At 33.7% G+C, this 13477-nt stretch carries 11 protein-coding genes; all 11 read left to right on the top strand.

The window, feature by feature from the left end; translation table 11 throughout:
• Nucleotides 1-11: 11 nt before the first annotated feature.
• The 11 genes from M1D66_RS16005 to M1D66_RS15955 all read left to right on the top strand — a co-directional run bounded on the left by M1D66_RS16005 (nt 12) and on the right by M1D66_RS15955 (nt 13260).
• A complete protein-coding gene (locus tag M1D66_RS16005) occupies nt 12-1232 on the top strand; it encodes a glycosyltransferase (RefSeq protein ID WP_000526219.1) in 1221 nt (406 codons plus the stop codon).
• 34 nt (nt 1233-1266) lie between these two features.
• Nucleotides 1267-2421, top strand: coding sequence for a CgeB family protein (locus tag M1D66_RS16000; protein WP_086385969.1), 1155 nt, complete (start codon nt 1267-1269; stop codon nt 2419-2421).
• A gap of 144 nt (nt 2422-2565) precedes the next feature.
• Nucleotides 2566-3102, top strand: a complete 537-nt coding sequence (locus M1D66_RS15995; RefSeq protein WP_000780355.1) for an NADPH-dependent FMN reductase — start codon at nt 2566-2568, stop codon at nt 3100-3102.
• Nucleotide 3103: 1 nt separating this feature from the next.
• Entirely contained in the window at nt 3104-4333 is a 1230-nt protein-coding gene (locus M1D66_RS15990) for an MFS transporter (RefSeq protein WP_086385970.1), read from the top strand.
• Between the two features lie 64 nt (nt 4334-4397).
• Nucleotides 4398-4955 carry a YdcF family protein gene (locus M1D66_RS15985; protein WP_001045713.1) on the top strand — a complete coding sequence of 186 codons (558 nt, stop codon included), beginning with the start codon at nt 4398-4400 and terminating at the stop codon, nt 4953-4955.
• A gap of 100 nt (nt 4956-5055) precedes the next feature.
• A complete protein-coding gene (locus M1D66_RS15980) occupies nt 5056-6003 on the top strand; it encodes an ABC transporter ATP-binding protein (RefSeq protein WP_000614084.1) in 948 nt (315 codons plus the stop codon).
• Nucleotides 6004-6006: 3 nt separating this feature from the next.
• On the top strand, nt 6007-7518 hold the full coding sequence (locus M1D66_RS15975; protein WP_000181014.1) for an ABC transporter permease/substrate-binding protein: 1512 nt from the start codon (nt 6007-6009) through the stop codon (nt 7516-7518).
• Between the two features lie 213 nt (nt 7519-7731).
• A complete protein-coding gene (locus tag M1D66_RS15970; RefSeq protein ID WP_000129451.1) occupies nt 7732-9159 on the top strand; it encodes a basic amino acid/polyamine antiporter in 1428 nt (475 codons plus the stop codon).
• Nucleotides 9160-9236: 77 nt separating this feature from the next.
• Complete coding sequence (locus tag M1D66_RS15965; RefSeq protein WP_000391445.1) at nt 9237-9497, top strand: hypothetical protein; 261 nt, start codon at nt 9237-9239, stop codon at nt 9495-9497.
• Nucleotides 9498-9602: 105 nt separating this feature from the next.
• On the top strand, nt 9603-11420 hold the full coding sequence (locus M1D66_RS15960) for an AAA family ATPase (RefSeq protein ID WP_000766194.1): 1818 nt from the start codon (nt 9603-9605) through the stop codon (nt 11418-11420).
• A complete protein-coding gene (locus M1D66_RS15955; protein WP_001178737.1) occupies nt 11410-13260 on the top strand; it encodes a hypothetical protein in 1851 nt (616 codons plus the stop codon). The genes M1D66_RS15960 and M1D66_RS15955 overlap by 11 nt, the downstream gene beginning before the upstream one ends.
• Nucleotides 13261-13477 lie beyond the last annotated feature (217 nt).

The following is a 13477-nucleotide window of genomic DNA, read 5'->3' as shown; positions in this document are numbered from 1 at the left end:
GAGGTGGTTAAATGGGAAATGAGCAAGTGAAGTCTGTAAAGGAAGAAAAAAAGTTATGTCTTTGTATGATCGTCAAAAATGAGTCTAGAATTATGGAAAGATGTTTAAATGCAACAAAATCAATTGTAGACTTTGTTTCTATTTGTGATACTGGATCGACGGATAATACGCCTGAAATTATTGAAAATTGGTGTAAGGAAAATGAGATACCTGGGACGGTTCATCATGAGCCGTTTAAAAACTTTGGTTATAACAGAAGCTTAGCTGTTTCGTTAGCGCAAAAAACATACCCAGAAGCAGATTATTTATTAATATTAGATGCGGATATGATTTTAGAGGTTGATCCGAATTTCGATAAAACGAGCTTAACGGAAGATCATTATCTTACATTACAATATGATGTTCATATTAAATATTGGCTTACGCGTCTTTTAAAAGCTTCTTTACCATGGAAATCTGTCGGTGTTACTCATGAGTATTGGGATATAGATCGTTCAAAAGTTGGAGCGAATTACAATACGAGGGTAGCTCGGTTAGAGACTCTTGTCGTGAATGATCCCGGAGATGGCGGGAGCAAAGCTGATAAATTTGAAAGAGATGAGAGGTTGTTGTTACAGGGAATAAACGACCCAGAAACAACGCCAGATTTGCATATAAGATATTTATTTTATTTAGCTCAGACTTATTTTCATTTAAGTCAATTTGAGAATTCAATTAAATGGTATAAAAAACGAGTGGAAGCAGGAGGATGGGTTGAAGAGGTATTCTATTCGTTATTGCGAATAGGATTTTGTTATGAGCAGTTAGCAAATCGTTCAGCAAATAAACAAAATGAAGTGACAGATGCTGATGAAAAAGAAACTGTTAAAGGGCAAGAAGAGCAATATTTAGCATTAGCTGTTTTTTATTTTCAAAAAGCTTGGGAATATAGACCAACCCGGGCTGAACCATTATACCAACTTGCAAGGTTGTATCGATTACGATCTCAAAACAATATTGCTTTGATGTATGCTCTGCAAGGGAAGGAAATTCCTTTTCCAAAGGATGATCTACTATTTGTAGATTATCATGTGTATGATTACTTATTTGACTATGAAATTTCTATTAGTGCTTTCTATATACCTCATAAAAAACATTTAGGGGCGGTGTCGCAAAAGTATTTGGAATCGATAAAAGAAAAGATTCCATTTCATATAGCAAATATAGTAGAGAATAATGCGAAATTTTATTAAATACATTTTCGATTAAAGGAGTAGTGGAGTAATCATGGAATTAATACGATGGGCGATTGAACTAGGAGAATCGGTGCATGGAAATACGTATGAAGAATTGATGCCACTACTAGACTATTATTATGATCGTGATCATTTAAAAGCGTATTGTATCGCAAATCTTCTTTTAAACATGGATGTATTAGATGAGGACCGAGAAAGAATCGAATTAAGAAGATGCATCGCTGCTTATTATGCTGGATTATATAAAGTAGCAAGAAAACATGCAAATGAGTTGGTACTTAAACATCCGGATGTAGATCTATATAAAAATAATTTAAGATTAATGGAAGTTTATTTGAATAAAGAATATGATTATTGTCTTTTTATATGCCCAAAGACATACGGTAGTTTCATAGATGTTGCGCGAGCTTTAAAGTGGAGGTTGGAGCAGGAGGGAAATACAGTAATTATATCAGAAACAATACTGGAAAATGTAAAGAATACAGTTGTTTTTGGAGCACATACATACGCATATAACCCGAACCTTCTTCCGAAAGATGCAATTGTTTATAATTTAGAACAGCTATACGAAGGAAGTCCATATGCGCACCCCCTTTATTTAATATTATTAAAAGATAGAGTGATTTGGGATTATAGTAAACAAAATATAGAATGGCTTAAACAAAAAGGGGTAGGAAAAGAAATAAAACATGTAGAAATGAACTATGCTCCAACTTTGGAAATAAAAAAAGTTGCGTTTGAAGATGAAATTATTGAAGATATTGATATTCTGTTTATAGGTGCTCTTAATCCGAGGCGACAAGCTATTTTTGATCATCTAAAAGCGATTGCCCCGAATTTAAATATAGTTTTTAAAAATAATGCGTGGGGAATTGTTAGAAATGAATTGATTGCTAGAGCTAAAATTATATTAAATATTCATTTTTATTTATCAGGAATTCTTGAAACACCTCGCGTGTCTTATGCAGTCGCAAATAAGAAATTTATTATTTCCGAAAATAGTAATCCAGAAGATGAGGTAGAGTGGCCAGGAATTGTGTTTACTCCGTACGAAAAAATAATTGAAAACGTAATGAAATATATAGAATTACCAGAAGAACGGAAAAGATTAGCGGAAAAAGCATATAATCATTTTGAAGCAAATGAAAGTTTAGGTACATTGAGCATGAGAGATGAAACAAAGTAATTGTACAAAACTCATACGAAAGTATGAGTTCTTTTTTGTTTATCATACTATTTTATGAAACAAGTTAACTCTTTATATTGTGTTTTGTATAGAAATTTCTGATAATATATAAGTAGAACTTGAAAACAAAGGGGAGAAATAATCATGAAACTAGTCGTTATTAACGGTACACCAAGAAAATTTGGTCGAACTCGTGTGGTGGCAAAATATATTGCGGATCAATTTGAAGGGGAATTATATGATTTAGCAATTGAGGAGTTACCTTTATACAATGGAGAAGAGTCACAACGTGATTTAGAGGCAGTAAAAAAATTAAAAACGTTAGTGAAAGCTGCGGATGGGGTTGTATTATGTACACCAGAATATCATAATGCGATGAGCGGTGCGCTGAAAAACTCTTTAGATTACTTAAGTAGTAGTGAATTTATTCATAAACCAGTTGCATTGTTAGCGGTTGCTGGTGGCGGTAAAGGTGGAATAAATGCATTAAACAGCATGCGAACGGTCGCTAGAGGTGTTTATGCAAATGCAATTCCAAAACAAGTTGTGCTTGATGGATTACATGTGCAAGATGGTGAACTTGGAGAAGATGCAAAACCATTAATTCATGATGTAGTTAAAGAATTAAAAGCATATATGAGCGTATATAAAGAGGTGAAAAAACAACTAGGAGTGGAATGATATGTCCTCACTTTATCATGATTCTCGCTTGTATTACATTCTAGGAGCCAATAGTCTATCTGCTATTGGTTCCGGAATTGTTATGATAACGATTCCTTGGCTGTTAATTAAAGAGAGTGGAGGAGAGACAACATTTGGTTATGTTTCTATCATTGCAACCCTCATTATGTTTTTATTAACACCATTCATTGGGCAAAGTATTGATCGTTTTTCAAGAAAATCTTTATTGCTATGTAATGAAGGAATCGGAATAGCCGTAATCGGAATAATGGTTATATGGGGATTTGCTGGGCAACCTTATCATTCTATTCACTATATTCTTATTTATATAGCCGGATCATTCTACTATTTATTATTTTATCCTACAATATTTGCGTTCAACCAAGAGATATTTCAAGCAGAACATTATAAAAGTTTAAGTGGAACGATGGAAATACAAGGACAGTTAACACAAGTTATTTCTGGAGCGGCCGCGAGCTTCTTAATTGAAATTGTATCTTTGAAGTGGATTTTGTTAGTAGATATGTTAACTTTTGCTGGAGCATTTTTTCTTTTCTTATGTATACCGTACGTAAAGAAAAAAGAAGTGAAAAGAAAAATAACATTTAAGAAGCAATTGTTTGAAGGAATTCACTTTATGAAAAAAAGTCCTAAGCTCTTTTGGTTCTTACTGGCCACTTATATGCCGTTTATAGGTGTTATGATGGCAAATTATTTAATACCAGTTTATATTTCGGATATACTTAAAGCCAATGCCTCTGTATACGCAATAGAGGGGATGATGTACGGTGTTGGAGCGGTTGTTGCAGGAATCTGTATTCCACTCATAATGAAATATATCAAAACAGAAGTTTCAATCGTTATGACGATGTTCATTTATGTAATTTCAATTACCGCAATGATTATTGAACCTTCGGTAATTTTCTTATATGGACTTGCAATTTTTCATGCAGTTGGAAATGCGGGTACAAGAGTGGCGAGAAATGTATTGATGATGGAGGAAATTCCAAACGAAGTAATGGGACGTGTAGACAGCTTATTTCGCCTAATTGGTACTGGAATACGAATTGTATTATTAATGCTGTTTACAGCGGGTGTATCTAAAGCCGGAGTAATGCTTCCGTTTTACGTATTAAGTTGCATATTGATCTTCTCATTAGGAATCGCTATTTATTATGTACTATCACAACGTAAAGTAGCGGCGAATGTTTCTAATAAATCAATCGTTTAAAAAAACACTTCTGCCGCCCTTTCTTTTTCTGTATAATAAAAAGAAAGGGAGTGCAAACTTATTTATGAACAAATGGATCTTTCTTATCATTTTATTATTACCGCCACTATACATCATTTATATGACGTTTAGAATGAACAAAGTTGCTCGTGAAAAGTTGAGCTATCACTCTCCGTACGTTCTTATACTGGGTGCAAAGTTATTTGGAGATAGACCGTCTTTATCTCTTCAAAATCGTTTGGATGTAGCGTTGGAGTATTTATTTTCACATCCTGAAGCGAAAGTAATTGTTTCAGGTGGTCAAGGAGAAGATGAAGATATACCGGAAGCTCACAGCATGAGAAACTATTTAATGGTACACGGTATAGATGAGAGTCGTATTTTAATAGAAGATCAATCTACAAATACGTATGAAAACTTAAAGTTTAGTATGGATTTATATAATGTGAAACATGCGGTAGTTGTAAGTAATACGTATCATTTATATCGAACGAAAATAATTGCAAAGCGTTTAGGCATGAAGATGGAGGCACTAGCTGCTGAAACACCAATTCGTTCTAAGAGAAAAATGTATGTTCGCGAATATGCTGCTATTATGAAAACAATATTGTTCGACCGTTAGAGCTCAAATGTGAGCTCTTTTTTAATTTAAAAGCGTATCATTTGAAATGAATGCCATATTCCATCAAAATAAAGGAAACAACATTAAAGGAGTTGTATTTGTGATTCAATTTAATCATGTGTCAAAATCGTATGAAGATGGCACGAAAGCAGTGGATTCATTGCATTTAGAAATTAAAAAGGGAGAATTTTTTGTTCTCATCGGTCCGAGTGGATGCGGGAAAACAACGACAATGAAGATGATTAATCGTTTAATCGAAACGACTGAAGGATCGATTTTAATCGATGGAAAAGATATTCAACAATATAATATAAACGAATTACGTTGGGATATAGGATACGTGTTGCAACAGATTGCTTTGTTTCCTCATATGACAATTGCTGAAAATATTGCAGTTGTTCCTGAAATGAGGCAATGGAGCAAAAAAGAAATTAAAGCACGCGTCGATGAATTGTTACATATGGTTGGATTAGATCCGGATATTTATCGAAATCGTATGCCTGATGAATTGTCAGGAGGACAAAAACAACGTGTCGGTGTCGTGCGAGCATTAGCTGCAAACCCGAAAATCGTTCTTATGGATGAACCATTTAGTGCGTTAGATCCATTAAGTAGGGAACAGCTTCAGAAGGATATTGTACAGTTGCAAAAAAAGATTCAAAAAACAATCGTATTCGTAACACATGATATGCAAGAAGCATTATCACTTGGAGATCGCATTTGTATTATGAAAGAAGGAAAAGTTGTTCAACTAGATACACCAGAAGGAATTATACATAATCCGAAAAATGAATTTGTAGAGGAATTCATTGGAAATCGTGGGCGAACTTGGTATGAGGGGAAAAGTATAGCAGATGTATTGCCGCTCGATCAAAGTGTGCAATTAGAAGGGCAGGCGCTATCATTACATTCTTCTTTACACGAAGCGTTAGTTCGTGTGCGTGATGAGGAGGTCGTTCCAGTTGAAAAAAACGGTCAATATATTGGAACGTTAACAAGTCGTCATATTGTCAATTACATTGTTGAACAAATGAAGGAAAGAGGCTAAACAGTGACTAATTTTATACAAACGTTCCAAGAACGAAAAATAGAATTACTAACTGCATTAAGTGAGCATTTACAAATATCGCTTATTTCATTATTTTTTGCAGTAATTATAGCGGTGCCACTTGGCATCTTATTAACAAGAAAAGAACGAATGGCTGAATTTATAATAGGAACTTCTGCAGTAATGCAGACAGTGCCATCACTTGCATTACTCGGACTATTAATTCCATTAGTAGGAATCGGAAAACTTCCAGCGATTATCGCATTAGTTGTGTATGCACTATTACCTATTTTACGAAATACATATACAGGAATAAGGGAATTAGATGAATCTCTAATAGAAGCCGCGAAAGCTATGGGGATGAATAGTTGGAGAAGATTGTGGAAGGTAGAACTTCCTCTTGCATTGCCTATCATTATGGCTGGTATTCGTACAGCGATGGTATTAATTGTTGGAACGGCTACATTAGCAGCTCTCATTGGTGCTGGTGGGCTCGGTAAGCTTATACTATTAGGTATAGATCGAAATGATCATGCACTTATCATTTTAGGGGCCGTACCAGCCGCGTTACTCGCTTTATTCTTTGATATAGTACTTCGCATACTTGAACGACCGAAACGCTCTTCTAAGCGTGTTATATTGACGATATGTATTGTTTGTATAATGATTGCTTCTCCATTTCTTTGGAGTACAGAAAAGAAAGATATTGTTATTGCGGGCAAACTTGGATCAGAACCTGAAATTTTAATTCAAATGTATAAGCAGCTTATTGAACAAGATACAGATTTACACGTACAATTAAAACCAGGTCTTGGAAAAACAGCATTTGTATTTGAAGCGTTGAAATCAGGGGAAGTAGATATATACCCAGAATTTTCAGGAACAGCTTTATCTACTTTCGTGAAAGAAGAACCAAAGAGTACAAATCGTGATGAAGTATATGAGCAGGCTCGCATTGGAATGGAAAAGAAATATAATATGATTATGTTGAAGCCAATGGAGTATAACAATACATATGCACTAGCTATGCCGAAAAAAATAGCAGATCAAAAGAATATAAATACAATTTCTGATTTAGGGAATGTTGCGCAGGAAGCCAAAGTAGGATTTACATTGGAATTTGCTGATCGTGAAGATGGTTATAAAGGAATGCAAAAATTATATAACTATAAGTTCTCGAATGTTAAAACGATGGAGCCGAAGCTGCGTTATAGCGCAATTGAATCTGGAGATGTTAACGTAATTGATGCATATTCAACAGATAGTGAATTGGAGCAATACGGACTGAAAGTGCTGAAAGATGATAAAGGGTTATTCCCACCTTATCAAGGAGCACCATTATTAAGAAAAGAAACGTTACAGAAATATCCTGAACTTGAAAAGGTATTAAATAAATTATCTGGAAAGATTACAGATGAAGAAATGCGAAAAATGAATTATGAAGTTAACGTAAATGGTAAAAGTAGTGAAGAAGTCGCAAAACAATTTTTACAAAAAGAGAAGTTACTTCGTTAAATTTACAAGAAATATACAAATTTATATGTTTGAAATGACCGTTCATTACAAAATGAGCGGTTTTTTTGTGCATACTTATACATTTTTTCAAAAAAGTATTCCATTTTTGCTCATTTTCTTTTAGAATAAGTAATGTTTTCCTGAAAAAATATAAGAGAAACGTCTATTAGAGAAAAAGGTGACTTTAATAGTTGAACGAACATAACACCTAGAATGACAGATGGGGTGGTACAAATAGAAAAGAAGTTAGGATTTTTTCCATTAATCGCATTAGTAGTTGGAACAATGGTTGGTGGCGGTGTTTTTAGTTTACCGCATGATTTAGCAGTAGGAGCAAACAGTGGTGCAATAATAATTGGCTGGTGTATTACAGCGATGGGAATGATTCCACTTGCGCTCGTATATCAAACGTTAGCAAGACAAAAACCGGAACTTGAAGGTGGAATTTATAGTTATGCACGTGCTGGTTTCGGTGAATACATTGGATTTAATAGTGCTTGGGGATATTGGCTAGCAGGAATCTTAGGTAATGTCGCAACAATTATGTTACTGTTTAGTACATTAGGTTATTTCTTTCCAATTTTTAAAGGAGGAAATAATGTTGCGTCTATCGTTGGGGCATCACTTTTATTATGGACACTTCATTTTTTAATTTTATTTGGAATCCGTGAAGCTTCTATTATGAATGTGATCGCAACAATAGGGAAGTTAGTTCCAATCGTTTTATTTATTGTTGTAATGGTAACAGCCTTTCGCTGGGACACATTTACACATGATTTTTGGGGAGAAGGAACGATCTCACTTTCCGCTATACTTGGTCAAGTGAAAAATACAATGCTTGTAACACTTTGGGTTTTCATTGGAGTTGAAGGAGCGGTTGTATTATCTGGAAGAGCGAAGAATAGTCGAGATGTTGGTAAGGCAACAGTATTGGGACTTATTTTAGTAATGTCCATTTATATTTTAATTTCTGTCCTGTCAATGGGAGCTATGACAAGAGGCGAACTTTCTGTGTTAGAAACTCCGTCAATGGGACATGTATTAGAGCACGTTGTTGGTCCATGGGGTGCAGTTGCGATTAACATCGGATTAGTTGCTTCACTTGTCGGTACATTAATTGGCTGGTTTTTACTTGTTTCTGAAATTTCTCATGTAGCAGGAAAAGATGGCGTATTTCCGAGAGTCTTTACGAAAACAAATAAGAAGCAAACACCGCACATGGCATTATGGATTTCAAATGGTGTTGCCCAAATTATATTTATCATCGTTTTGTTTTCGGAATCAACATATCAAATTATGTATTTCATTGCATCAACATCAATTTTATTACCATATTTATTATCAGCGTTATTCCAATTTAAATTAGTCATTACAAACGAGTTAAAAGACGCTAAATTAAAAAACGGAGCGTTAGCTTTAATTGCTTCTATTTACTCTGTATGGCTTCTTTATGCAGCTGGTTTAAAGAATTTACTACTCGTTTCAATTGTGTATGGAATTGGAATTATTGTTTACACGTTTGCAAGAAAAGAACAAGGGAACCGTTGCTTTGTAGGTGCAGAGAAGTATGTGATGTGGGCAATTATTGTTGCGGCTATCACATCCATATATATGTTATTAACTGGAAATATAAAAATGTAAAAAGTCCTTTTCATTTAAAGGGCTTTTTTCTTTGTTTAGAGAATATTTACTACATAAGATATTCAGGAGGGATGAGAATGGAAGAAAAAGAACAGTTGTCTAGAATAATTGATTTAGCTAGTGAGTTAAGGAAAGTATTAGTGCAAGAATCTTTTTTTAATCATCATCCTGAACTAAGAGGAGTCATTGAAAATTTAGCAAGTTCTGTTGAAAATTTGGCGGAATTACAAATAAGTAAAGATGAAAACGCTGAAGATCGATTACGTTACGTACTTGCGAAAATGAAAATTGCTCATAATGCAATTTTACAAGAGAAAAAAGCATTTCCTTCTCATTAATATAAGTTTTTATATTGAACCTGGCGGATAACGTCAGGTTTTTTATTTCTAGTTTTTCGTTTCTTTCATACACTAAGAATAGTATGAAAAAAGAAGGTGACTAAGGTGAAATTACATAAAGCTCTTCAGCCAAGTTTTATAAAACGAATGTACTATATGAGATTTTTAGGGAAATTTACAAAAGCTGAGAAAGAGAAGAGTGGAGAGAATTTTTTTGTACAATGCTTATCGCCAATACCATTCACTTTACAGGAACAATTTATAAATGAACCATATGTATTTGAAGGGTTATGTAGCAATAAAAAGAATGAAAAAATCTTTTCGGAATTAAAGAAGAGGAAATTAGAAAAGCAATTAGTAATGTTTCGTCTTTATTATGAAAGAGGAAATGTATACGTGGAGTTAATATGTACAGAAGAACCGAAAGAAATAGCAAGCAGCTATAAAATGATTCCGGCACCTAAAGTTACAAATCATAAAAAAAGAGAATCTTTAGAGCGAAAACTTAGCAACGGTTATTTATCATTTCTTATGCCAAAATTTCCGAAAGACTTTGAGCCTCCTGAATTATTGTGGCACGATGGAAGACTGTACGGAAACATATCCCTAAAGTCATCAATTAGCTCAATCGCCTATTTTGAACAGAAACGTGAATGTAAATATATAAACTGCAGTGACTGGACGAAGTATGTAGAAATAGCGGTAGAAGATCAATTATATTTTGTAAGTGATTATGTGTATGAGCAATTAAAAAAACGAATGCATGAAGAAGGTAAGTTAGTTGAAGTAGAGGATATAAAAATACAAAAAGATGAATGGGAATGGGATGAGCGTGAATCGTCCTTTTTACAGTATGTACAAAGTATGGTGCATAATAAAGGGTTATATTTGGATGAAACGGATATTTATAATTTCCATATAAGTGTAAAAACAAATATGTTAACGATTCTTGGTGGTATACCGGGCGTTGGAAAATCACGTTTTGTGCAAACTTATGCAGAAGCATTAGGGTTACAGTATGGGGAAGAGTTGGTTTGGATTCCAATTTCGCCATCGTATCAAGAACCACATGATTTACTTGGTTACCTTCATCCAAATGGTACTTTTATTGAATCTGAAGCGAAGTTAGTTAGGACGTTAATGAAGGCGAAAGAAAATCCAAATCAACTGTATATAATCGTTTTTGATGAAATGAACATGTCTCATATTGAGCATTGGTTTACTCCGTTTCTATCTGTTCTTGAACTTGAAACAAAAAATCGTATTTTAAACTTGTATGAGGGTGTACAGGACATAGAGAATTCAATTCCATCAACAATTGAAATTGGAGAAAATATTATATTTGTAGGTACTGTAAATTTTGATGAAACAACGAAAGAGCTCTCTGATCGATTATTAGACCGAACGAACCTAATAACGTTACAGAAAATTCCGTTTTGTGAGATGGGCATGGAACAGGGGAAAGTCGTATTACATCCACCTTTGAAAGTAACGGCGGGAGAATTTCGGATAAATTGGATGAGAAATAAAGCGATGATTGAAGTGTTTTCTGAAGAAGAATTAGAGCTATTAGATAAGTTGCATGTCGTATTGTCATCACATGACGCGTCTAAGGGAATTTCTTTCCGATGTGCAAATGCAATTGCGACTTATTTGCAAAACATACCGTTTCAAAATAACCATACCTATATGATTAGTAGAGAAGAGGGGTTTGATTTACAAATAAAGCAGCGTGTATTGACGAAAATCAGAGGGACCGAAATGATGGTTGGGCCTTTACTTTCTGAAGAAGCAAAAAGGGGGGCGACCTTAGTACCTCTTTTGCAATCTACACTTGCAAACAGAGTATCTACATTTGAACACTCTTTAGCATATATACGAGAAAAACGTAGAGAACTGGAGTTGTATGGATATGCAAAATGAAGGGCGTTATGAAACAAAAATCGTTGATACGAATGAAACGCTCCCTTTTGTATTAAAGTTAATCATTGGAAATGAAGGGAAAGGAGATTATATTTTATTAAATCGTCTTTGTACATCTACTACAGCATTAGTTCAATGTATTTATAAAGTACAAGAATTAAAACCAATAAGATTACAGTACAATTATGAAATCCCAATGAATATTACTTTTATATGGAATAAAGTATATGAGGGACAGAAAAATATAAAAGAGGCTCAATATGAAATAAATGAAAAAAAACAAAGAGTATTAATATATGAACATGGGAAAACAGAATTCTTTTATCCATGGCGCTGTGGTCTATACCATTTTGAAGTGCGTATAGAAGATACAACGTATTATGGCGCATTTCAAATCGTACCGAAAAACTTTTTTGATGATCAATTTGAAATGATTCAAGACTATGTGAAGTCAATTTTAAATGAGTTGATTTTGGATAGAGGTTACTATAAAAAGACCTTCTCTGCACTTAGCGATATTGAGGATTCTTCTTATTTAGTGTTACTTAGAAAGTTACCGCAAAAAATGAAAATGATAAAGCAAATCTTTAAGAAAATAGAATCAAGCTCAACTTTTATAAATGAATATAAATGGGAAGGAAAAGAGCGAAAGCCAACAAGAAAAGGAACTATAGTGGCAGAACGAAAACCTTATGCCAAACATTATAATCGTAAGTTTATGGAACAAAAAAATAGTAAGGAAAATGCATTTCTTAAATATAAAGCGATGCAATTTTATCATTATTTAATTGAAGCTAAAAGTTTTTTACGTCAAACAATTGAAATCTTAGAAAGAGAAAAAAAGAAAAAATCAGAAGAGTTTCAAGCTGTAAAAACGATTATACAAACAATTGAGCGTAATGGATCAGTAACCGATAGAGAGAAGCAAAAATATAAAAATATACATTTACTAAAAGAAGCCGATTTACGAAAGAGCTCAATGAAAATACAAGAATATAAAATATTGGCGCATATTGTGCATGAAAATGTACAATACTTTCAAATGTTAATGCACTCTTCATTTTGGAGGGAAGTTACTGAAACAAGTAACATGAACTTACATGATTTACCGATACCACATCAACAATTACTACATCATTTAGAAGTACTCCCGCAATATACGGATCAATCTCCATCATTATTATTTGTTTATAAGCCAACGTTTTTAGTGTATGAATATTACGCTTTTTTTATCGTTATTTCACTTTTAGAGCAAATTGGTTTTGAGGCTAGAAACTCCATCCGTGAACAAATACAAGAACATTTTTATGTAGATGGATTACAAGATGGAACGACAGTAGTTTTAGAACGAGATGATATAAAGGTGCATGTCGCATTTAATGACTTAATTGAAACACATCCTCTTATTGCATTAAGTAAAGGTAGTAATTTTTACAATGGTGAGGATACGAAGAAGCCAGATATTCGCTTAGACTGTTATGTAAAAGAAGATGGGAAATACGTATATAAATCTTCTATTATTATTGAAGTGAAGTATAGTCCAATGTACAATATTTTTCAGCACGTCGGAAATACGAAAGCAACTGAGCAAATGTATAAGTACTGGTCTATAAAGTATGTAGAAGAACAGGATGGAAAGCGAGTCTATTATCGAAGGTCAATTTATGAAGTCATTTGTGTATATCCAGGAAGCCATATGCATAGTAAAAAAATTGAGTCTGGATGCGGTGTTTTCTTGCAGTTATATCCATATAAGACGAAACAAGGGGAAGAGAAATTAGCTGGAAAACATGGGATGGTACAAATTTTTGAAAAATGGCTAAAAAGCATTAAGAAGTAAAAGAAATCCTTTTTCATAAAGGATTTCTTTAGATTAAGAAGAATTATATGCTGTATGGAAAGAAACGTAGTGTAATTTAGATTTGAAAAGTGCTACAAATGTGTTATTAAAAGGAATGTGAGCGCGGGATAAAAGTCGATTAAATTGGAATCTAATTCATTTTGCAGAATATAATAAGTCATAAATATTTTTAGTTGCATACGAAGATTTGTTCTTA

This window comes from Bacillus sp. PK6-16 (assembly GCF_056530295.1).
This window is presented reverse-complemented; position numbering and strand designations above follow the sequence as displayed.